Below are 24300 nucleotides of genomic sequence, written 5' to 3'. Positions count from 1 at the left end.
CGATTTAGAACTGCCAACTGTAGACCACATCCACTGCATTCTCGGCGGCTGAACTGGCTTCCACATAGATACGGCGTGTCAATTGATAACGAACAGAGAGACTGTTTTGCGCATTGAAAACACCCACACCATAGCGAATGTACAAATCAGGCGTTACGTAACCTGTGACATTGACATTGGTATCCTCGCTACTACCTGAGGCATCAACTGTCAGACTCTGCAAACCAAACGCTTGCCCAATTTGATTGGTCAGGCTACGAGTGCCACTCAGACCAAAGCTCAATCCAGCGGCGGCCAGATTATTGGTCACTTGCGACTTAAACCCTTGCTCACTGATTTGTGTCGCGCTCTTATTATCGATGCGACCTGTCACCAAGGCGTTCATTGCTTGCTGCTGGGTCAGCCCTGCATTGTTAAAGACGACAATATTGGGGCTTTCGGTGGTTCCTTTGACACGCAGACCTACTGTCTTGCCATTAATGGTTTTGGCCGCTTCAATACTCAAGCTCGGTTTCATCACATCGCCATTGAAACGCACTTGACCATAATTCAGCTCTAGGCTTTGGCCAAAGGCATTGATATTGGTACGGCGTGAGACCTGTACAACACCTCTGGCACGCATGATACCTGTGCCATTCTGAGTCACATTAATCGCACCTGCCAACGGAATGACTGCGCCAAAACCACGGAAGTTGATATCATCGCCCAAATCAACACCGATATCAGCATTGATTGACCAAGGTTTTGAGATAGCCAGTACTTCATCGATATTACCAATCAAACGACGATCTAGTACGACTGCATCTTCGGTTTGAGTGATGATATCTTCGCTGGCTTCAGGCGGACGAATGGTCGCAGACGGCACACTGATTGCCCCTTTTATATCGACATAACGGTCGCCTGGGCGCACGATAATATCGATATCAGGGTCAATTTCAGCGACCAGTAATGGCGGCTGAGTAATGACTAGGCCTTCACCGACGATACTCAACTTGGCCTGCAGTTTTTGCTGCCAGTTGACTGTCCCTGACAATTCGCCTTCACCTGTACCACTATTGAATGTGCCATCAATGGTCGCTTGTGTACCTCGGATTTTGGCTGCCGCATTTACTTTGGACAGATTTACTGGCAAATCAAGCATGGCTATACGGCCGTCAGAGAGTTTTACGTCGCCATAGAACTGCGGTTTGGTTAAGGTACCACCTAGACCACCCGCCATTGTGACGTTACCTCTTAGGACGCGCATACCGGGGAAGAAAGGCTTAAATATCGCAAGATCAAGCTCGTTCAGCACCAAGGCACCGGATATTGGTTTAGGGTCTTTATAAGGATCGACGATCACTTCAGCATAGCCACGCGCACCGCGTCCAGTATTGATGTCGGTACGCAGCTTGATACCCTTAGGCACAGACAGAGCAATGAGAGACACGCGCTTGTATGGCAAGGTCATTGATGTGCTCTCGCCATCTTGAACAAGGCCTATCTTGCCATTGTCTGAGTATAGCGTGGTATTGATAGTTGGCGGACGACCACGTTGCCATCCGACGATTGCTTTACCATTAATCTTACCATTCCAGTCAATATCTTCTGGCAAGAACACTGAGAATAACGACGTATCTAAATTCTGCAACGCTACATTGACTTCACCTTGGTCTGGCGATGCCACTAGTTTTTCACGTAGACAGAGCTTGCCAGTTTGATCCGTGGCCTGCCAGCAGTGAGCGGCAAGCTGTACTTTTAGATCACGATTCTCACCACCCTGTTTGTAAGGCAAATTCACAATCAGCTGTGCAGGTTGTAATTGATTCAAAGTCGCATATTTAGATTTGATGCGGCCTTTTCCAATGACACCTGACCAGCTTAGCCTATCTCGATCAAAACCACCTTTTAACCTAGCGCCGACATCGAGTTGCTTATTGGCCACATTTAAATCGACCACATGAGATTTTTCGGTACCATTAAAGGACGCTTTAACACTATCGAAACTTTGACCAGCAGCATCTAGGCCTTCAGCCGTCACGATTAACTGGCTTGGGCTATTGGCTAGGTTGACCAGCTTGCCGCGTACACGGCCTTGACGCAATATAAAACCAGGTAGCGCGAGTCGCTCACCGACCAAATCAATATAAATAGTAGGCAGTGCTTGACCAGTTGGTTGAGACAGCGTGGCGCCGCCCGTGACTTTACCAGCTAATTGGCTAGACAGCTGATCTAGACTGGTGATGTTAATTTTGGTTTGTAGCTGTTTGGCATTGCCGTTAGCCGTGACATAGTTATCACCCCAACGCAGCACCAGATTATTAGCGTTTAAGCTATCAATCAAAGCATTTACTTGCTTGTATTGTGCTTGGGCATCTTGGGTCTGAAGTTGTTTGAAGTAACTTGCTAAATCTTTAGGCAAACGCATTTTCGCTGATAGGCTGCCTTTGGCACTCAGTTGCTGCCCTTTTAGCATGCCATTCAGATTAACTTGTTTAATATTGACAATCTGCTGCGTGTCACTCCAGCGGCCATCTGTATCAATCGTACCAGTGATAAGGCTTGGAGTATCTTTTAGGAAGTAGCCAATGTTAAAACGATCCATCACCGCGTTGATATCCCATGCAACGCCTTGACGCACATCAACGGTACCGCTGGCATCGATACTACCTGCCGCACCCACATGACGGAAACGGTTGATACGGATCAACTGACTGTCACCACTGGCTTCTATATTCAGCTTACCTGCTGGCAATTGCTCGGCATCTAATATGCCGTTGAAATTTACGGCAAAGCGCTGCAATGTGCCTGCGGTGTTTTTGCTGTTTTTTGGCGCATTTTGCCATTCGCCACTGGTCTTTAGATCGCCTGTGATTATCGCTGGATTATTGGGTAAAAAATAACCCAAGTTGAACTGGTCAAAACGACCATCTATATTCCAGCCGATATTTTTACGTAAGTCGATAACACCTTTCGCATCAACTGCGCCCGCTTCACCTTTATAGTTCAGCTTACGAATACTAATCAGCTTTGGCGTACCCGCAGCATCGATAGACAGACGACCTTGTGGTACATCTGCTGTATCAATCCGACCATCAAAACGCGCATCAAATACTGACAGCTCACCACCTACGATATCAACACTGGCATCACCAGCACCGGTAATACCGATAGCACGATCTGCTTGCGTCGCATCGAGCTGCGCTTGCATATCGGTATTGTTTAAAGTAATCACGTGACGCTGTCCGCTGACGCCGTTTTTAGTGATATTTAGCAGTCGACCACGCGCACTTATACTACCTGTTAGGCGCTCAAGCGGTAAATCGCTACGATATTTCTTAGGAAGTAAACCTTTGGTACTGGCGTCAATCTGCCATGTCAGTGGACGCTGGTTGCTCGCCAACTGAATCTGTCCTGTGCCGGATAAGTCTCCTACGATGCCGTTATAATTAAGACGATTGATATCTATGACATCACCAGCCTTACGTATACGTAAATCATAGTTGCCCTTGGGGGCAGCATTTAGCTCATTGATAACGGCATTGGCATCGACTGATAGGGTTGAACCACGAACGATGACGTCTGCCTGTCCACTAGGACTGTCGATATTGCCAATATTGGGTACGTTACGGCGGGTTAAGTTTTTCCAGTTAGCATCAATATACCAAGGCGCAACCTGCTTAGATTTGGCAGAGGTTTTACCACGGACCATATTGGCATTGATGTGCTCACCATCGCGCTGACGCAAATCTGCATCGATCTGTGTATTACCAGTACCATTCTGCTGCTGATAACGCAGTGACAGCCTACCGTTGAGGGTTTGCGGCGCATAAGCTTTGAAGTCAGCATACTCAGCCGGAATAGCTTGGCGAATATTAAAGTTGCTGCCCGTCGCACGCACTGTGGCCTCAAAGCTGTCTTTCCAATCTAAAATACCTTGTAACGCCAAACGTCCCGCTGGCACGTCAGCGTCCAAGCGATCTATACGTAGCTGACTGTTGGCAATAACGGCGCGGCCTTGGTAATGACCTGATGGAATGTCTTTGGCGGTCAATTCAGTATTGATACGCAATCGTATCTCAGAGATGACACCAGAAGCTGTGGCTGTACCGCTTTGTAGGCGAATGTTTTGGCTATCGGCGTAAGGGATAAGAATATCATCCCACTGTAGTTTTGCATCAAACGGCGCACCCGCATCTAACCCTTGTACTACAAAGTCGCCTTTCACATCGCTATCGTTATAACGACTGCGTACTTTACCGACAGTCCGTTTGAGCGTTCCCGTTGCAGAGATATTTAATGGGTCGATATAGGCTTTTTCAAGGGCGCTGACTTCCGCAATCGCACTCAAATCTAGTGGATAGTCGCCCTGTAGGTCGATCTCTCCTTGTAAGGCACTGACTTTCACGATATCAGCATACTGCAAATCACCACGGCCAACGGTCACCGTACTACCTACCCACGTTAGATCACGTGCCGTAATATCTTGAATAATGATAGGATCTTTGGTTACTTGCTTATAAGTAATTTTCTTAATTTTTGCTTGATCAAAGCGCAAGTTTACTGGCAACTTTAAGGTTTTATAATCGAACGGTTCACCAGTAGGCGGTTTCTTATTGATAATCTCTATGGTCTGGATGTCTGCATCGCTTAAATGCACTTCTTTTGCAAATACTGCACGCCAGCCTATTTTGACGTAGGCCTTATCTACTAATATCTCAAGATCTTCAGTCGCTTCAATATCGATATCAGTGACCCAAATACCATCGCGCAAGTTACCGCGTCCATATTTGAAATCAATACCTGTTTCAACACTAATTTTTTCTAATATAAACTTCGTACCAGCGTCCGTACCAGCCGCATAAAAGAATATGGCAAACATAATCGCCAGTACGATAAGCACCAATACCAGTAGTTTGAGCAGAAATGACAACGGATACCAACGCCTAACGGCACGGGCATCACGCTGTGCTGGATCTTCATCTGGAGCATTATTAGGCGGGGTATTTTCTGTCAGCATGACACTCAACTACGTTAAAAAATGAAGACCAGCAATCGGTACGATAAGTAATGATTAGAACATTTGGAGCTACTAAACAGTTGGAACTACTACATTAAGCGATTATAACGGTGAACCAATAAAGAAGTGCAGTCGTACAGGAATGCTTTCCTCTGTCACGCCAGCAGCCACATCGACACGCACCATTCCTACAGGCGATGCCCAGCGGATACCGACACCGACACCGACTTTTGTCTCAGTATCAAAATCTTTGTCATAGGCATTACCGACATCAGTGAAGAATGCGCCACGGAAACCTGGTTTAAATTCATAGTTATACTCAGCGCTACCGACCGCTAGCACCTGCCCGCCAGTTAGATAGCCTTTATCTAGTGGTGACAAGCTCTCATAGTCATAACCACGGATACTCTGATCGCCACCTGCAAAGAAACGCAACTTATAAGGCACATCGTAAAAATCATCCGCCCAGATATAACCTGCATTGGCACTACCTAATACTTGATGCTTTTTGTCTTCGCCAAAGCTATAGATACCACTAACGCCTGCGCGAATAATCGCCATATCGGTATCACTGAATGCGCTATCAGTGCCAGCCTCGATTGAGTAGTACTGGCGCATGCCCTGCGTTGGGTTGGTAGCGTTGTCAGTATCTGTTTTATTCATACCATAGCCAAATAGCAGCGCGCGCTGTTTCGGACTTGAAGAGGTAAAGCGGATAGGCAAATCATCTAATGCTGCCCCATCAACCCCCGTCTCAAGCTCATCCAAGCGGTAACGCACAGAGTAGCTGCGATTCCAGCCAGTGTCACTACGAATGTTACGTGCCAAAGCCGCTTTTAGCGTTGTGGTTGATAGATCAAAGTTGCCTTCACCTTGGTCAATCACTTCCTCTTCATAAGTAAGACGTGCATCTAGCTTATCATTGAGCGGGTGCTTCCATGGTCGACTGGCATACACAGCCACGTTTTTGCTGATTCTCGAAACTTCCGTTTCTGCACCTGCTTGATAGCCTTGGCGATTGAGCAAGTTGTAGTCTATTTTTGCGGTGGCGCGAACGCCAGTATCTGTACCATAACCCAGACCAACTTGAGCATCACGTGGTTTATCCGCGTATACAAACACATATAAAGGTACTTTTTTGCTTTCTGCAACGTCTTGAGGCGTTTTACGTCCTGCTAATGTTGGAGGTACAAAGTTCTCATCATTAATCAAAATCTTCTCATCAGGGAATATCTTTTGTGCGACATTGCTGATTGAATCACTGATTTTGCCCAATAAATTATCGGCTTCCTGATCTTTTTCATCAAGCACGCGATCATTCGGCAAGCGGCTTAATCGTTCTGCTTTTTGTCTGATGGCTTGCAGCTTATCAAGGGTGGCTTCATCAGCCTCAAAATCAATAGCAGCGATATCCGCTTCATTGACCGTCTCGCCACTATTAGCACTCAGAGCACTATCGCTCTCTGCACCTATATCACTATTATCGTTAACCGTATCTTCTTTACTAGCCGTCACATTTAAGGCAGCTGCGCCATCATTGCTACTCAGATCTGCAACGCCATCATTGTCTACATTGTTAATATCGTCATCTAATGTGTCGTTACCCTCGGTAGCAGCATTGTCAAACGCCAAGGTACCAGCTTCACTACTATCAGTTGGTGGTAGTATCGACTCGACGTTGACCGTATTAAAGTATCGAGTTGCCGATAAGTCGTTACTAAACTTCGTAACTGCTGGACGATAAAACGGCTCACCCGGCGTAAAGCCATAGAGCTGTTGCAATAATGAAAGCTCTACTGGTAGCTTGTCAGGGTCTTGGGTCAGCGTATTGGTTTCTTTGTCGTAGGTAAAAAACACCACATCATCAAACTCGTAACGATCACCTGTGTTGTAAACCAACGAGACATCCGCTTTGTTATCAGGCAAGATGATATCAACGGATTTGTTCAGCCAATACTGGTCAAAATAGCCATAGGTATTACTCAAAGATTCTAAAGCCGCTTTACTGCTCTTATAGACACGGTGATTAAAAATATCACCTTCTTGCGGCGGCAAGTCTGCCTCAAGCGCTGCAAACTCTTCTTGCTCACTGCCCTCACCGCGAATCTCAATAATACGGCTATCTACCAGTACCGGCTCGCCCAGCTCTTCAATCACAACATTAACTGTGTCACGATCAGGTTGGGTCAGACGCAGCTCAACCTCGTAGTAACCAACGGCTTTAGCAGCATTCTGTGCTGTTTCGCGCAAACGTGGCAATGCTGCAGTAAAGTCAATAACCGACTGAACGGAAGTATCATCTAGTGCTGCTTTGATGTTTTTCATTGGCTGAATATCATTATCAGCCTCAATCAGCTGAGCCTTACCATTAGGAGAGTCTTCAGCAGATACTTGCTCTAGATAAATAGCGGTTTCTACATTTGGCAAAGCTACCACGCCACCGTCATTAAAAAAGCGATTGTACAGACGCGTCACGATATTACCTCTATTGCGCGCGCGTGGCCGTGGTCTATTGGCTTGTTCGATACTTTGATCGACGGCCTGAGTATCATTCTGATAATCTGGTAGATAGTCATTCGGATTGATAATATCTGTCGTCGTACCTTCTACATTGGCAGGCACATTCGTACCAGCTATCACCTCATCACTACTATCATCAATCGTCAGACCATTTTCATTCTTAACAATAGCTTCATTACTAACGACATCTTCATTGCTAACAGCGCCACTCACCTCAATCGGACGTGACATCCCTTCAGCTGTACTCGCCTGCTCTTGCGTTGTTTCATTTCTACCCAACGTATCAAGATTGCTAGGCGCTGGCAAGTTTGTCGCATCTAGCTCTACATCGAGACCAATTGGCGATGTTGTGTCATCTAACGTAGCGATTGGCGCATCAAAGTCACTGTCGTTATTGCTAATATTGATACTGTCAATGTCTTGAGCATTCTGCGCATCCATTGCAGCTAGCTCAAGATCGATCTGCTCAGGGGTCATCATTTGATAGCCTTGCTGCTGAATCTCGGTTGCTTGTTGCAACAGGTCATCATTAGAAGCGACTGATTGAGCATTGTTTGGATTATATGAAGTACTTGGACTATCAGGGAAACTCTCTAAATTCTGAGAGTTGTTGTTTTGAGAAGTTGTATTTTGTGAATTACTGCTCTGAGAAGATAGGTTTTGAGCATTAGCATTTTGCATCGACGAGTTTTTAGAGCCGGACTTTGTCGAGTTAGGTTTCTTAATGCCCAAGCTCTGTTCGCTATAGTCGTCCAATACTGACTGATCAATGATGCCTTGTTCTACTGCTTTTTTTAGACGTAGCGCATCTAGAGCCATATCTAGCTGAGTATCGTCATCGGACAATGTAGCTGATTGCTTGATAGATGCCTGATCATTCGCAGCTTGACTATTGTTAGTCTGGTTACTAAGCGTTTGATTGCTATCAGTTTGCTCAGCAGCAGATGAGTTGGTGATAGCGGTATTGTTTACACTATTAATGGTATCTGCCATTGCCGCAGGTGCCATACCGAACAAACTGGTCGCAAGCGCAGTGCACAGTGCAGAGCGTCTAAAGTTTTTACGCGGTGCTACTGGGTACGTACTTAAATTATTACTATCGTTTTGGATTATGGCTGTGTCACGCTGCATCATTAGACCCTTGCATGCTCGAGTTGAAGGCTGCTTTATCATCTTTACGTCCTATCAGCTCACGCGGCACAATCTTATCAACGATAACGATCGTCAAGTCTGACCGGTGAATAAACTTATAGCAGTTATCTGCAATTAATGGTTTACTACTTTAATTTTATGACTGGTTATCTATAGTGTCGGCTTTAGTACTGTGTGTCTACTGCCTTGTAGGTCTACTAGCTTAGAAAAGGCTACTAACTTATAGATAGCATTGATGAGTAATAGCCTTTGTTTTCAATACTATTTATACCCTAAAACGCAATCACATAAAATTTATAAATCATAACTTAGTTAAATATCGAATCATAGCATTGACTGCATGTATTTTCACCGAAGCCTTGCTATTATACGGCTTAATATTGATAAAACCTATGCTATATCTTGATATAGTTTTTAATAAAATTTACGATTATTATCATAAAAAAATTGTCGTTCAGCGCCGCTCTTTTCTCTATCAGTCGCGATTTATCTGTAGGAATGTCCATGTCCAACCAGTTCCAGTTATTCAAGCGCCGTCGTTTTAGCGCTATGTTTTTCACCCAGTTTTTGGGCGCATTCAATGACAATATTTTTAAGCAGGCGCTCATACTGGTGCTCACTTATACTGCCGCCAGTAAATTGGGCGTAGAGGTCAGCATCCTTAATAACTTGGCCGCCATGTTATTTATCCTGCCCTACTTTTTGTTTTCTGCTTTGGCAGGACAGATTGCTGATAAGTATGAAAAGTCAAAGCTCACGCAGTTTATCAAACTGCTTGAGCTGGTCATTATGGCAGTTGCCGCAGTCGGCTTTGTCTTTGAATGGTATGCACTGCTATTTGTCGCGTTGTTTTTGATGGGCACACATTCGACCTTCTTTGGACCGATTAAATACGCTTATCTGCCACAAGCGATGAAAGAAGATGAGCTGGTCGGCGCCAACGGCCTTTTTCAGATGGGTACTTCACTGGCTATTTTGGTCGGTATGATTGTCGCTGGTATTTTGACTCAGCTATCGCAGTCACTGTATTGGATTAGTGCCACGGTATTGGTTGTCGCTGTTTTGGGATATTTAGCTGCACGCTATATTCCTAATATGCCAGCGATGCAGCCTGACCTGAAGATTAACTGGAATATTATTACCACCAGCTTGGCCACTGTCCGTTACTTATACTCCTTGCCTTTTTTGTTCTTTATCATTCTTGGCAACAGCTGGTTTTGGTTTTATGGGGCGACGTTTTTGACCCAAGTGCCAGAGTTCAGCAAGGTGATTTTGCTTGGTGATGAGTCAGTCGTTATTTTCTTACTCACATTGTTTTCTGTTGGTGTGTCGATCGGTTCGGTGCTGTGCAAAACATTGACCAAAAACAAAGTTAGCTTGCGTTTATTACCTTTTGGTATTGCTGGATTAAGTATCTTTGCTATTGATTTGTATTTTTCACTTTCAGGTTTAGATATAAATGTGAATAATGACACATTACTTGGCATCGGTGATTTGTTTAATATAAGTGGTAGCTGGCGGGTGTTTGCAGATTTGTTCTTATTAGGGTTCAGCGGTGGTTTGTATATCGTACCGCTATATGCTTCTATGCAAGCCTACGCACCTAAGAGTCATCGAGCACGCATCGTAGGTGCGAATAACATCTTTAACGCGATATTTATGGTCACATCAGCCATTTTTGCGATTGTTATCTTAAACGTCTTAGGGTTTACGCTACCGCAGCTATTTTTGGTGACAGGGCTATTGAATATAGTGTTTGGTGCATTTTTATACATCAAACTGAATAAACATATTAAGCATGCCATTATCCAAACCAACGATGGTATGGCGCCGTAAATAAGTTTGGCTCCATAGATATAGTCTAATGTTGCGCTGATGGTTTCGTAGTTATGATAGCTATAGTAGTTTGCCCACTATCTATAGATTATTTATGAGCTATCTAGACAGTAATATTCGAGCCGATAATTTGGATTGTTTGTTATAGTAATACGTATTATGCCGTTGCATTTAGACGGTAACACACTTTATTTTATTGACAGTTTTTAACACCATCAGGAGTGAGTTATGACCCTGCGTCCTTTATCTAAAATTGACCAGTTGTTACTTGGGGTCGATAAGGCATTACGAGCTGTCGTGCCACATTCCAATCCAAGCACGCGTCCGTTGCCCGTCAGTAGCGATGAGATTCCTGAGCTGACCATCACAGAGGCGCGGCACGTCTCAGGTCTTATGCGTATTAATCATACAGGTGAAGTATGTGCGCAAGGTCTATACCATGGCCAAGCGTTTGCCGCGAAAGATAATGGTGTCAAACAAGCCATGCAACAATCGGCCGAAGAAGAAGTCGATCATTTGGTCTGGTGCGAGACTCGTCTAAGCGAACTTGGTAGCCATGCCAGCGTATTTACACCGCTTTGGTACGGTATGTCTTTTGGACTCGGTGCGGTAGCAGGTGCGATCTCAAATGAGTTTAGTCTAGGGTTTGTAGCGGAGACAGAAGCGCAGGTCAGCGAGCATCTACAGGATCATATCAAGCAGCTACCTGAACATGATCAGCGCTCAAAAGAAATACTGGCACAAATGGATAAAGAGGAGCTGCATCATCGCGAGCTAGCACTTGCAAGTGGCGGCGCTGCCCTTTCTCCGGCAGTACGTCGGACCATGCGATGGATGGCAAATCGTATGAAAGATACCGCTTATCATTTATAGCTTATGGTTACAGGTACTGTTGTTAGCTGCTGTTGTCGACTTTCTTACTCATCAACGTCTACACAGATTTACGTAGGTTTGCTTAATTCTAGCGATTAACAATCCTACCACAGATAGCGTAAAGCTTAATTTGCTACGGTATTAAAAATTTGTACGATTTTCCAGCAATGCGCTATTTATATTACCGTCCAATCAATGAATAACAACCAAATAAATTAAACAAGGTAACGATTTTTATGAAAGCGATTCTCTCTAGTAGCCACTCTATTAAGTCACCAAAGTTTGCAACATTGACCGTTATGGCTGCAACCTGTGCCATGCTGTTATCTGCACCCGTGAACGCTGCAGAAACTGATGCTACCTCAACGGCTGTACCTAGTGCGATGGACTCAAGCAAACGTGTGATTCGTCTTGCTCGTCCTAATGCAGCTATCAGTCCTGCTCAAGCCAACACTGCTCAAACAAGCTCGCCAGCAACACCTGCGAGCAACAGCCAGCCGACTAATGCGCAAACAACTAACATGCAACTAAGCGGCACTCTGCAAAACAATGCATCTGTTAGCACTGCTCAACCTCAAACACCGCAAATGATGTCGCCTGCTGCTGCACCTGTCATGAATGGCACTACTCGTGTCTATGAGCCTGGTCCAATGACAGCTACTGGTATCGACCTGCGTAGCGGACAACTTCCGAATATTCCTACACCGCAAGTACAACTATCAGACATGAGCTTTGTCAAAACTGTACTGATTCCGCAACAAAAAGGGCTAGGTACTGATAAACTTGATGTCAGTTTATTAGATGACTTCATCGCTGACGTATCCCCTAACGCGCGCCACTATCCACCAAACTTCCCTAACCGCTCACAGCGCCATTACACACGTGAAAAAATCAAAGTGTTAGCGGATTGGATCGAACCGTATGCCAAGTCGCCAGACGCGTCTTTTGATGTGTTGCTTCGTGCCGCTAAGCTAAACGGCATGGGTCGTAACCTAGATTTAGGTTCAGACTACACGGTACGTGGTGGCCAGTACGTCGATCGCGCTATCAAGCTGCAACCTGATAGTGGTGAGGCTAACTTCCTATACGGCATGATGCTATCAGAAGGTGGCGGTTTCAAAGAAGGTCAAAAGTATCTAGATCGCGCTGTCGCTTTAGGGTACACCGAAGCAGAACAAAGCTTGGCACAGTCAGATCTACTTAGTGACCGCCGTGCTAATGCGTTAGAACGCCTACGTCGTCTTGAAGGGCAATACCCTAACAACACTGTTATTCCTCAACAAATCAAACTCGTTGAAGAAGGCAAATTCTATATTTGGGATATCCCTGCCCCTGATATTAGCGTAAAACCAGGTGCTTAGATACGCTGCATTACTTAATGCATAGCAGATGAACATCTGAGGGTTTGGTTCAAAGGATATTTGTTTAATAAGACCCTCAATAGATAAATCTTTAATAAATAATCTAAGCTGCACATACCAAGCGCTTTTGTTTTATATATAAGACAAAAGCGTTTTTTTCGACTAGCAGAAACCCTTTCGTTTTAAAACACACCTTTGTAGAACTGCAAATGAATAGTCTAACGCCAAAAGTTGCGCTACACTCATTATCAACTGCTACTTTCATTATTGATATTCTCATAACTACCGTTTATTGGACTGACTTATGACTTTCGCTGGCTTTAGCAAACAGACAGTAATGCATACTAATAAAAAAAACCTGCCCATTACTTCACTTATGCTTTTGGCGGCAACAGTATTGCTACCAGCGTGTAGTACAGTGACGGTCGATAAACAAGCCTCGGCCAAGACTATCTCAGCGCAGCGCGGCAATATCGTCACTGACAATGCGCTAAGCAGCGACACAGCATCTGCTTTATTATCAGCAGGACTGAATGAGCAAGCCTGTATGCAGCAATTTGACTTATGCTTGACTCAGCTCTCTGACAGTATGCTTAACAGGCACTATCGCCCTGCTTTGGCTATTTTTGCAGAACTGCACTATGCAAAAGCGCGTCAACTATCTGATTCGAAAAACTGTCGTAATGCACTGGCACGCCCGCCACTTGATCCGTATTACGCCAATGCGCCTTTAAGTGATGATGACGCCAAAACGCAGCAAAAAGAGACTGACCTGTGTTTAACCGATTATCAAGCAAGATTGTTTGATGCCGTCAAATACAGCTACACCTATCTATTTTATGACAGTTTGACCCATGACTTTGAAGGTGCAGAGCAAAATAGTAATAGCCATCGTGCGCAAAACCGTATTCCGAATGACAATGACATCCAAACCCAAGATATTTATAACGCTGCTAGCAATGACGTTATTACTCAAATCTATCAATCAACTGAAAATGCCAATAAGTTGATGGGTGATACAACAGTAGAGTATTTGCCAATAACCTCTACCAAGCGTGATAACACTGATGAAGCAGCTATTGCCAATCGACCACCGCTAAAGGGCAAAGCAACAGACCAAGTCAAAGTCATGAAAGTGACCGTAAATGACTACAATCTTGATATTTATTTGCCCAACGAAAACAACTATCTGCAAAATGCCCATAAACAAACTTCCGCTTTGGCAGACTTATCATCTACTTATGAGCTACGACTCTCCGGTCTCAATTCCGTGAGTAAGCGTCCTGGTTTGGGCATCAGTTTGGTAGCATCGTTGGATGATCGCTACACCACCACAATCCGTCAGTTGTTGGTCGCCTCCTTATCTGGTCGTCTAACAAATGAAGATAAAAACACCGACGACAGCGAGCCAAGCTCACGTATTTATCCGACTGGACATCTTTTACTAACTGGCTTGATTAAGCCAGACGGCGATAGCGTATTAGATGCGCTGAGCAGTCGTAGGCTTGATATTCATTTATATAACCCGTACCAAACCGAATCCGTTAATATTCTCAATGATGACTACCCACTGGCAGCCAACTTTTCGGCAGGATATGGCTTATGGTTATCAGAGAACCAGTTAGATGGCGTGGGTTATTTAAACTTGATTACGCGCCAACCAGATGCTCAGCTGCCCAAACTCTTTATGCTTGAACCTTATGATCCTGATAAACGCGTGTTGATTATGTTGCACGGGCTAGCTTCTAGTCCGGCCACATGGGTCAATCTGACCAACGATATTCTTAATGATGACAAGCTGCGTGATAATTACCAAGTTTGGCAAATATTCTATCCAACCAATCTGCCTATTTTAGAAAATCGTTATCAGATTCAGCAGTTAATTAACAGCACCTACCAGCAGACTGATCCCAATGGACAAAATCGTGCCAGTCAAAACAGTGTGATTATCAGTCACAGTATGGGTGCCATTATCGCTCGCATGATGCTGTCTGATGAAAATTTAGTCGATGATTTAGATAAGCTCAATGATAAAGACATACTCTCTAGTAATGAGAAACAGCAAATCCGTAACGCGCTTAAGACTTCTTTTGGCGAAGATGAGTTAAAGGAGCGTTTTGAGCTACAGGCGTTGCCGCAAGTAGACACTGCTGTTTTTCTATCTGCACCTTTCCGTGGTACCGATTATGCAGATCGTTGGTTCACCCGTGCACTACGCCGCATCGTTTACTTACCTGTAGGTCTGGTCAAAACATTCACTGATAACTTAGCGACCATTGCCACACAAGGCGACTTGGCACAAAACCCACTGGGCGCATTATATTTGCAGAACGGTGCCAGCCAGTTAAGTGATAAGTCTTCTTTTATAGAGTTAACCAAAGACATCACTATGAATGAGCGTATCACTTACCATTCAATCATTGCCAATAACGATGCCGATATCACTAAAGGACTGGCACAAACGCAACCAAACGGTGCCAAGATTGATTTGTCTCAAGCGGTAGAAGACAATGCTGGAAATGAAACGGCAAGCGTTGATGTCAGCGACAATACTGAGACATCACAGTTACCCCCCGAGCCGCTTGTTGCTGCTGTGACAGTCAATGATGATATCAGTCAAGCACTGACCGAGCGTTTGTCAGATGGTATCGTTCCTTATAAAAGTGCCCATCTCGATGGCGCTGCGTCTGAAACCATTATTAATGGCGGTCATAGTATTCAGACCAATCCGCAGACCATTTTGACGTTGCGAAGAATTTTGCATAAGCAGCTACAAGAATGATGTAGATTTTTGTTATTTCACAAGGTTTTTGATGTGCAAATCGTAACCTTTAAACATCAGTCATAGCTTTCAGATAAGCAGTATGTTCGCGCATACTGCTTTGTTTTTAATAATATTAATTTTATTTTTCAATGTTTGAATTATGTTATTTTGATGACTCTTAGGTCTGCAACTGACAGATTGGGTTGCTTGCGTGTATATCTAGGTGAGCGCATAATATATCTATAGCACATGACAGTAATATGTAAATTTATAAGGACATAAATTATTCAATTCAGCTAAACAGTGAGTCGCAAACTTAGCCACAATTTATGTCTAATGGTGCTAAGCCCACGTCACTGAGCTATTGCCCGTAATGCTTGCCACTTTGATCGATGGATAGTTACGGACAGTTACTTGAGCGTTGTATGGAAGTCAGCGCTATTCAGCTAACAGATGAGAGTAACCGTTTATGTTCGCTACATTTATGATTGACCAGCTCGATGCGCTGATGCTTGCGCGTATCCAATTCGCTTTTGTTATCTCGTTCCATATCGTCTTTCCCGCCTTTTCTATCGGTCTTGCCAGCTGGCTTGCGGTGCTTGAGTTCCGCTGGTTAAGAACTGGTGAACCTATCTATGCTGAAGTCTACAAGCATTGGGTCAAAATATTTGCTGTCGTCTTTGGTCTAGGCGTGGTATCCGGCGTGGTGATGTCCTACCAGTTCGGTACCAACTGGGCCGTATTCTCTGATAAAGCCGGTAACGTTTTAGGCCCATTACTCGCCTATGAGGTACTGACAGCGTTCTTCTTAGAAGCGTCCTTCTTAGGTATTATGCTATTTGGGTGGGGCCGCGTGAGCAAACGCATGCATTTCGCTTCAACTGCTATCGTTGCTATTGGTACCTTGATTTCAGGTTTTTGGATATTGGCCGCCAACAGCTTTATGCAGACCCCTCAAGGTTTTATGATGGGCGCAGATGGCCTGCTCTACCCTACTGACTGGCTTGAAATCATCTTCAACCCTTCATTCCCTTACCGTTATGCTCATATGATGACCGCAGCATTTCTGACCACTGCCTTTGTCATCGGTGGTATCGGTGCTTACTATATTCAATCCAAAAAGCACGTCGAGCATCGCGCGCATGGTCGTGTAATGCTAGGTATGGCAATGATTATGGCCATCTTTGTTGCGCCGGCGCAAGTATTGATTGGTGATGAACATGGTCTGAATACCCTTGAGCATCAACCTGCTAAAGTTGCTGCGATGGAAGGACTTTGGGAAGATGAGCGCGGTGCCGCACTACGTCTCTTTGCGATTCCTGACCAAGAAAATCAGACCAATAAGTACGAAGTAAAAATTCCTTATGTGACTGGTTTAATCTTAACCCACTCGTTAGATGGTGAAGTCAAAGGGCTCAAAAACTGGGCACCTGAAGATCAACCACCCGTCATTATCGTGTTTTGGGCATTTCGTATCATGGTTGGTATTGGCATGCTTATGGTACTGGTCGGCCTATTCAGTCTCTACAAATACTTCAAAAAACAGCAGTTCAATACTGACAGTGTGTGGTTCCACCGTGCTTGGATGATGATGACTCCGCTTGGTTTTATCGCCTTATTATCAGGTTGGTTCGTAACTGAGACAGGACGTCAGCCTTGGACAGTTTATGGGGTGATTCGCACTGCTGAAAGTATGTCTCCGCTTGCAGCACAGCAAGTAGCGACCACATTGATTGGCTTTATCGTGCTGTACATATTTGTCTTTGGTGCAGGCAGTTTTTATATCTTGCGCTTGATTGCTCAAGGGCCGAAACCTTATACAGATCCTGCAGAAGATAATTTCTACGAGCACTCAGTAACCGAGAGCCAAGGCCGCGCGTTAAGTGGTGATAGTAATCCTGCCAAAGGTACTGAAGAAGGCTTAGATGAGCCTGCAAATGATGTCGATGATGGAGGATTACGCTAATGTTTAACTTCGGTGATGTATTAGATTTACCTCTTATTTGGGGCGGTTTGATTGCTTTGTCTGTCTTTGTCTATGTACTGCTTGATGGCTTTGATTTAGGCTGCGGTATCTTGTTCCCATTTGCAGGCTCAGATAAAAACCGTAGCCGCATGATGAACTCTATCGCGCCATTTTGGGACGGTAACGAGACGTGGCTAGTGCTAGGCGGTGGTGGTCTATTCGCAGCATTCCCTGTTGCTTATGGCATTATCATGACAGGTCTTTATTTACCCGTGACTGCCATGTTGTTCGGTCTTATCATGCGCGGTGTGGCGTTTGAGTTTCGCTTTAAATCCTCTTCACGTCGGCATGTATGGGATACCTTCTTCTTTGTCGGTTCAGTCGTTGCCACTTTCTCTCAAGGCATTATGCTTGGGGCGTTAGTGCAAGGACTGGAAGCCAGTAACCGTCTATATACTGGTGGCCCATTTGATTGGCTCACGCCCTTCTCGATTGTGTGCGGATTTGCTATGATTATCGGCTATGCCTTACTTGGTTCAACGTGGCTTATTATAAAAACAGAACACACGTTACAAGTATGGGCGCGCCAAGTTTCTAGATGGATGCTTACTGCGTTACTAGTAGCGATGGTTGTGGTCACAGCGTTTATGTACTTCTCAGACATTGACGCATTAGAAGGATGGTTTAATTTCCCAGATTTATTGTATCTTGCTCCTATGCCTATCATTGTCATGCTCTTATTCTTTATCATGCGTAAAGACTTAAAAACAGAGCGTGAGTATCGTCCATTTTTACTAACGGTTGCCTTATTTTTAATGGGTTATATCGGGGTTTGTTTCGCCCTATTCCCTTATATCGTACCGTATCAAATGACGATTTATGAGGCTGCTGCTGCCGATACTTCATTATCATTCATGCTGATTGGCGCCTGTATCATGTTACCGATTATCTTGAGCTATACAGCATTTGCTTACTACACCTTCAAAGGTAAATCTGATCACAATCCGATGTACTAGTCGCTAATCGCGGCGGGCAACGGATCAGCTAAAAAGGATGGCTATCATTGTTTATAGATGGTAGTCACACTTCATACGCTAATCAGGAGATCTCTATGAAAAAGTTCAGTAAAAAACAATCGCAATGGGCATGGTTTGTGGGTCTATATTTGGCAGGGTTTTTAGTGGTGTTTACCATTGCTCAGCTAATTAAACTGGCCATGGGTGTTTAGCATAACTGCCTAATCATACGATTGAGTGCCAGTTAGTTAGCTAATAAATAGCTTGCTAGATGCTAAACTTGCATTTTTGTCTTACCAATATACCTTTTAGACATGTCGTAAAAAATAATTCTATATGCATAAAAAAAGTAGCGTTGAATAATCGACGCTGCTTTTTATTTAACTGAAATTTATCAGTTTGGTTTACCTGCATGCTCGATATCATTCTGTTCGATAAACTCATTAACCTGTGTCAGACGCTCTGGTGTCCCCACATCTATCCAATTATCTGTCGTCACTTCAGCGGTAATCTGAAACTTTATCATTGCTTGCTTCAGTAGTGGTGCCAATGCAGCAGGTTGTCCTGATACCAGACCTTCTACCAACTTTGGTGACATTACGCTAATACCCGCAAAGGTATACTTATCTGCATCGCCCACTGGTTGTTCACTCGCTAGGCCATTATTAATCGCGAAATCGCCGCCATTATTGTGCTCTGGATTATCAATCAATAATAAGTGTGCGCGCTGATCCGCTCCCAATGTATAGTCTGTTAATTGAGAAAAATCATAGGTAGTCCAGACGTCAGAATTGACCAGAATAAACGGTTCATCCTTTAGTTTACCTGATTGTAATGCCTGAAAAATGCCACCTGCGGTCTCAAGTGGTTCATCGTTTTCTACTGACCAATGCAGATTTACGCCATACTGTGAACCGTCACCTAAGGTATTCATTAGCTTGTCCGCTAACCATGAGGCATTGACCGTGATATCGGTGATGCCTGCTGCTTGTAGTGCTTTAATATGCCATACAATAAGCGGTTGACCTGCGACTTCAACCAAAGGCTTGGGCGTCTCAAGCGTTAATGGACGTAGGCGTGTGCCCTTGCCCGCTGCTAAAATCATGGCTTGTGTAATCGTAGAGGTAGACATCTGCGCTCCTATCTTTATTATTTAAATTAATTTAGCTGAGCGTAATCTACGCTGAAACAAACTTCTCTTTATAAGCAGGTAGCACTGCCTCTTGTAGCCATTGATTAAACGGTATAACTGATTGCTTTAGTTCATCGTTGCCATGTTCGGCAAGCCAGTTTAATTCAATAATCAAATCGCGCATGACTTTAGGAATATCCGCCAAATAGCGGTCTTTGCCATCACGCTCAGATAAACGAATAAAAATCCCTAATACCTTTAGATGACGTTGTACGCCTATGACATTCATATCTTTTTCAAACTGCACCGCGCTATCAGCAGTGGTTAGTGACTTTTGTTTTTGTAGCTGCCAAAAGTCCTCAATCCATGCAGATATTTGGCTCTCTGGCCATTCAACATAAGCATCGCGTACTAACGACACTAAATCATAAGCATACGAGCCAATGACGGCATCTTGAAAATCAATCACGCCCAGCTTTGATTTATCTGCTTGATCTTGCATAAGGTTGCGGCTGTGATAATCACGATGGACCACTACTTGTGGCTGTCGCAAAATCTCATTCATTAATGCTGTTTTTAGTTTTCCCCAGACTTGCTCATTTAGCACTATACCAATATAAGGCATAAACCATTCGCTAAATAAATCCATCTCGCGGTCTAATAGTGCTGTGTCATAATCTGGTAGCTGGTGTTGCGACTTTGCCGTTTCTACTGGTACCGTTTGTAGCGCAACTAATGTCTGCATTGCTAGCTGATAGTAGTCATTGATTTGGTCTGCGGTGGCATCGACAAGCAAATGGGCAAACTCTACTGTGCCAAAATCTTGTAATACCAAAAATCCTTTTTCTACATTTTGTGCAGTCAGAGTCGGCACGTTGACAGCAGGTGCCATCAGCTTAGCGACATTGATAAACTGCAGCATCGCATCTTGCTCGTCAGCAGAGTCCATGACGATATAATGCTTGTTGGCGCTTTTGTCTGTCTCTGATAGTTCGATACGATGATATCGGCGGGCACTAGCGTCACCAGGTAAGCTATCTAGACTAAATGTTTGATCTAAAAATACTTGCTGTAACCATTGTTCTAATTGCTGTTGGCGGTTGTTATTTTCATCGATCATATCAGTCTCTAAAGTCATTTTGTCAGTCATATTAGGCATCGCTGGTTAAATATAAGTCATAAATAATTAAAGTAGTGATAAGTCTGACAAATACTTGCTAAAATAGCGATATGCGGCGGTGCTATACAAGCTGCCACAAACGTATTGCTATATCATTCAATACTTGATGTCGGATAGAATCGCTATCGCTACTTAAAAATCAGCATGGCTATATTATAAATTTTGGTAAATAGTGTAGCTGATTTGGTTTTTTTTGACTATGATTAGTCGTCATTATATGTAAAACATCCAAATTTTTGAGAATACATTAGTCATATTTTAGTCGCTCGTTCACTGCTTTATGTCGTTCGGTGATACCGCTACTAAACTCAGTCATGCAATCCAATAAGCTCTGCAATCATAGGTGTGCCCTTGTTATATTCTCCGCTTTACCAAAGCATCCGCTTGATCTTATTTGGTGCCTTAGGTTTATCTAGCCTAACTGTCAGTGCTGCCATTGGTGATGCCAATACGCAAAAAACTGAACCACTCACTACGGACAGTACAGGCAGCTATGCGTCTAATAGTGTGGCGACTGACGCCAATAGTATTAGTCGTACTCAAAGTAATGAGGGCTATCAAGAAGCAGATATTCTAAATGATAGCTATCCAGACGATGCTAATTCTGCTAATACGAACAACGCTACTTTATTAAATGATACTGCGTTAGATAGCAGATTCTCTGAGAACAATGACCTAGATATCACAGATATTAATGAGGCTGCTGACTCTGAAGCTTTTAGCAACGAAGTTTCTAATACTGCTAATTTAAATACAGAAACTAACAACCAAGCAAGCATTGATACACCAGATAGCAGTGCCTTTGTTCCTAAAGCGATAACAACTGACAATGGCAAGCTAGATCTTAATGATGAGAGTATTCAAGCCAGTCTAATGCGCTTAGCAGAGTTTTATGAGCTAACGCCAGATACCGATGCGTCAACATTAAACAATGAGGCTATCAGCACTGAAGCGAACAATACTCATAATAATGCGATGCCTGCTGCACAGACGATTCCAAAGGTCGGTAGAGATTTGCGTCTGTTGCCAAATGCCGTGGACAGTGCCCAGCGCTGTGAAGGTCAATGGGTATATCCGCAGAGTAACCCCAATTATCAACGCGCTGTAAACGAAGCTGGTACGGCAAACGGACAACCAGCACCAAATGTGGCTAGCGTTCCGAACAATCAAGCCCCTTTATTTACCGAGTCTGATTACGGTTATTACAATAACGTGAATTACGCTGAGCTCTCAGGCAATGTAAAAATTGACCAAGGCACTCAGCATATCGAAGCAGAAAAAGTCATGATTGACTTGAGCAATGGCGTTGCAGCTGCTCAAGGCAAAGTCATGTTTACAGATAATGCGACTGGACAGCGTACAAGCAACGTCTCTACAAACAATGCCGCTACGAATAACGGCCAAGCCAGCTTTAATGATAGAGCGGCACAAGGCGGCCTAATTGGCGTTGCAGATAGCTTGAATTACAATACTGAGACTGGTCAATCAACGGCCAATGATGTGGCGTTTGCCAGTGTCGGTCTACAAGCGCACGGCTATGCCAAACGCTTAAACAAACCGAATGAGAGTGAATACGAGCTGGATCAGGTGATGTTTAGTACCTGTCCACCTACCAACCGCAAATGGCAGTTTGAAGCCAAAAGTATCGATCTAAATACCGATACAGGGCGCGGCGAAGCGTATAACACCACTTTCCGTGTTGCTGACATACCCGTATTTTATCTCCCCTACTTTAACTTCCCGATAGACAGTCGCCGTAGTAGTGGGTTTTTATTGCCAAGTGCCAGTGTCAGCAGTGAAAGCGGTCTTGAAGTTGATATTCCTTATTATTTCAACTTAGCACCTAACTACGATGCCACCCTTAACACGCATATTTATACTGACCGTAACCCGATGCTATCAGGTGAGTTCCGTTATCTGACTGAGAGCTATGGGGAAGGTATTTTAAACGGTTCATACTTACCTAACGATAAAGAATATGACGACGAAGATCGTACCAGCTTGTTTTATGACCATACTTGGTCGTCGAAAAGCATTCCACGTTTAAGCGCCGACGCTGAATACAACTATGTATCAGATGCCGATTACCTTAATGATTTTGATACGTTGGGCTTGTCAGACAGCACGATAAACTTGCCACGTCGTGCTCGTGTCAATTATTACAATGATTATGTCGATGGTGAACTGAAAGTAGAAACTTTCCAGACTCTAGATGCATTCACTGATAGTGGTGAAGCGTTAGAAGACAAAGACAAGCCGTACTCACGTTTGCCACAGCTCAAATTAAATTATCGCCTGCCTTGGGCTGAGCGCTTCGATATCACTGGTATTCATGATTCTGCATACTTCAAAAAATCCATTGATGATGGTTCTGAAAACGAAAAAAGTGGCGCACGTATTTATAATAAACTGAGCGCCGCCTACCCGATGGAAACCTCTTGGGGTTATATCAAACCTAAGCTTAGCTTGCAGCATCTATATACGTCATATGATGAAGATAGCTTAGAAGATAATCAGCTTAGTGAAGAAGATGGCAGTCAGTCGGTTTTTGTTCCGCAAGCCAGTATCGATGCAGGACTACACTTCTATCAAGCGGGCTCACCATTTGGTGCGTTTGACGATACGATGGGCGGCTATCGTTTACTTAGCCCACGCGTAAAATATACGTATTCACCGTATAAGAACCAAAACGACATTCCTAACTTTAATACGCGTATTGCCTCTATTAACTATGAGCAGCTGTTTTCAGACAGTTGGTTCTTAGGTCATGATCGCTTGCAGGATTTGCACTCTATTACGCCTGGCGTCAATTATCGTTACATCGATGCAACGGGTGTGACACGTTTTGATGGTAGCATTGCAGAACAGTTCTATCTAGATGATGGACGTGTAACACTTGATGACGATCAGCCAGTATTTACCTCGTCTTCTTCAGGTATGGTATGGGATACCAGCACTCAGCCTTATAATAATTTTTGGGTTGATGTTAGCGGTGCCTTAACCAGTAATTATGATTTGAACTACATTACGACTGAACTTCGTTATCAGCCATCAGACAATAGCTTATTTAATGTGGGTTATGTTAAGCGTCAGCGTGATGACAATACCGATCAGTTGCCATTATCGGCGTTTACCGCTTCCGCTGTTTTCCCTATTAATAACAGCTGGCGTATATTGGCTCAAGGTCAGTACGATTATAATCGTAACAAGATGCTTGATTCACTTATCGGCGTTGATTACGAAGATTGCTGTTTTGGCTTTGCTGTTTATGGTCGCCGCTATTACAATGACCTAAACGTAAAAGACGAGCCAACACAAGCTATTATGGCAGAAGTTAGATTAAATGGTCTTGGCAGCGGTAGTAGCCGCTTGACACGATTGCTTGCTGATAAAATCTTGGGCTTTGAACCTGTACAGACGGCATGGAAAGACTAACCAGTTTTTTGCTAGATTAGAATTATTTACGTAAATATTTATAAGACACTATTTGAACCCCTATTA

General features: G+C 44.0%; 12 protein-coding genes. 8 read left to right on the top strand and 4 right to left on the bottom strand.

Annotated features, from left to right (window positions below; genetic code table 11):
• Positions 1–4: 4 nt before the first annotated feature.
• Both JMX07_RS00950 and JMX07_RS00945 read right to left on the bottom strand, forming a co-directional pair.
• Positions 5–4999, bottom strand: a complete 4995-nt coding sequence (locus JMX07_RS00950; protein ID WP_201605512.1) for a translocation/assembly module TamB domain-containing protein — start codon at positions 4997–4999, stop codon at positions 5–7.
• Positions 5000–5101: 102 nt separating this feature from the next.
• Positions 5102–8692 carry an autotransporter assembly complex protein TamA gene (locus JMX07_RS00945; RefSeq protein ID WP_201605497.1) on the bottom strand — a complete coding sequence of 1197 codons (3591 nt, stop codon included), beginning with the start codon at positions 8690–8692 and terminating at the stop codon, positions 5102–5104.
• 483 nt (positions 8693–9175) lie between these two features.
• On the opposite strand from JMX07_RS00945, the gene JMX07_RS00940 reads away from it, so the two are divergent.
• From JMX07_RS00940 to JMX07_RS00910, 7 genes are all read left to right on the top strand, one after another.
• Positions 9176–10507 (top strand): MFS transporter, encoded by a 1332-nt coding sequence (locus JMX07_RS00940; RefSeq protein WP_201579418.1) that lies wholly within the window; start codon positions 9176–9178, stop codon positions 10505–10507.
• 228 nt (positions 10508–10735) lie between these two features.
• The gene (coq7, locus tag JMX07_RS00935; protein WP_102094419.1) at positions 10736–11380 is read left to right on the top strand and encodes a 2-polyprenyl-3-methyl-6-methoxy-1,4-benzoquinone monooxygenase; all 645 of its coding nucleotides are present in this window, start codon (positions 10736–10738) and stop codon (positions 11378–11380) included.
• 236 nt (positions 11381–11616) lie between these two features.
• Positions 11617–12741 carry a tetratricopeptide repeat protein gene (locus JMX07_RS00930; RefSeq protein WP_201605486.1) on the top strand — a complete coding sequence of 375 codons (1125 nt, stop codon included), beginning with the start codon at positions 11617–11619 and terminating at the stop codon, positions 12739–12741.
• 304 nt (positions 12742–13045) lie between these two features.
• Positions 13046–15523, top strand: coding sequence for an esterase/lipase family protein (locus JMX07_RS00925; protein WP_227684573.1), 2478 nt, complete (start codon positions 13046–13048; stop codon positions 15521–15523).
• A gap of 451 nt (positions 15524–15974) precedes the next feature.
• Positions 15975–17471 carry a cytochrome ubiquinol oxidase subunit I gene (locus tag JMX07_RS00920; protein WP_101206159.1) on the top strand — a complete coding sequence of 499 codons (1497 nt, stop codon included), beginning with the start codon at positions 15975–15977 and terminating at the stop codon, positions 17469–17471.
• The gene (gene cydB / locus JMX07_RS00915) at positions 17471–18487 is read left to right on the top strand and encodes a cytochrome d ubiquinol oxidase subunit II (protein WP_201605484.1); all 1017 of its coding nucleotides are present in this window, start codon (positions 17471–17473) and stop codon (positions 18485–18487) included. Before JMX07_RS00920 ends, cydB begins: the two co-directional genes overlap by 1 nt.
• Positions 18488–18582: 95 nt before the next feature.
• On the top strand, positions 18583–18699 hold the full coding sequence (locus tag JMX07_RS00910) for a DUF2474 domain-containing protein (RefSeq protein ID WP_101206161.1): 117 nt from the start codon (positions 18583–18585) through the stop codon (positions 18697–18699).
• A gap of 182 nt (positions 18700–18881) precedes the next feature.
• Here the strand turns inward: JMX07_RS00910 and murU are convergent, their stop codons facing one another.
• Positions 18882–19619, bottom strand: coding sequence for an N-acetylmuramate alpha-1-phosphate uridylyltransferase MurU (murU, locus tag JMX07_RS00905; RefSeq protein WP_201605471.1), 738 nt, complete (start codon positions 19617–19619; stop codon positions 18882–18884).
• A gap of 46 nt (positions 19620–19665) precedes the next feature.
• Positions 19666–20769, bottom strand: coding sequence for an aminoglycoside phosphotransferase family protein (locus tag JMX07_RS00900; RefSeq protein ID WP_102078121.1), 1104 nt, complete (start codon positions 20767–20769; stop codon positions 19666–19668).
• A 381-nt stretch (positions 20770–21150) separates the two neighbouring features.
• Between JMX07_RS00900 and JMX07_RS00895 the strand changes: the two genes are divergently transcribed.
• A complete protein-coding gene (locus tag JMX07_RS00895; protein WP_102078122.1) occupies positions 21151–24234 on the top strand; it encodes an LPS-assembly protein LptD in 3084 nt (1027 codons plus the stop codon).
• Positions 24235–24300 lie beyond the last annotated feature (66 nt).

It is taken from the genome of Psychrobacter immobilis, from assembly GCF_904846235.1.
Taxonomy (GTDB): Bacteria; Pseudomonadota; Gammaproteobacteria; order Pseudomonadales; family Moraxellaceae; genus Psychrobacter; species Psychrobacter immobilis_C.
Note: the sequence above shows the minus strand (reverse complement) of the source record. Positions and strands in the feature narration are given on the sequence as shown.

What these genes read in the sequence shown, in the direction of transcription:
- JMX07_RS00950 (WP_201605512.1), bottom strand. Translation starts at nt 4,999, where the DNA reads ATGCTGACAGAAAATACCCCGCCTAATAATGCTCCAGATGAAGATCCA.
- JMX07_RS00945 (WP_201605497.1), bottom strand. Translation starts at nt 8,692, where the DNA reads ATGATAAAGCAGCCTTCAACTCGAGCATGCAAGGGTCTAATGATGCAG.
- JMX07_RS00940 (WP_201579418.1), top strand. Translation starts at nt 9,176, where the DNA reads ATGTCCAACCAGTTCCAGTTATTCAAGCGCCGTCGTTTTAGCGCTATG.
- coq7 (WP_102094419.1), top strand. Translation starts at nt 10,736, where the DNA reads ATGACCCTGCGTCCTTTATCTAAAATTGACCAGTTGTTACTTGGGGTC.
- JMX07_RS00930 (WP_201605486.1), top strand. Translation starts at nt 11,617, where the DNA reads ATGAAAGCGATTCTCTCTAGTAGCCACTCTATTAAGTCACCAAAGTTT.
- JMX07_RS00925 (WP_227684573.1), top strand. Translation starts at nt 13,046, where the DNA reads ATGACTTTCGCTGGCTTTAGCAAACAGACAGTAATGCATACTAATAAA.
- JMX07_RS00920 (WP_101206159.1), top strand. Translation starts at nt 15,975, where the DNA reads ATGTTCGCTACATTTATGATTGACCAGCTCGATGCGCTGATGCTTGCG.
- cydB (WP_201605484.1), top strand. Translation starts at nt 17,471, where the DNA reads ATGTTTAACTTCGGTGATGTATTAGATTTACCTCTTATTTGGGGCGGT.
- JMX07_RS00910 (WP_101206161.1), top strand. Translation starts at nt 18,583, where the DNA reads ATGAAAAAGTTCAGTAAAAAACAATCGCAATGGGCATGGTTTGTGGGT.
- murU (WP_201605471.1), bottom strand. Translation starts at nt 19,619, where the DNA reads ATGTCTACCTCTACGATTACACAAGCCATGATTTTAGCAGCGGGCAAG.
- JMX07_RS00900 (WP_102078121.1), bottom strand. Translation starts at nt 20,769, where the DNA reads ATGACTGACAAAATGACTTTAGAGACTGATATGATCGATGAAAATAAC.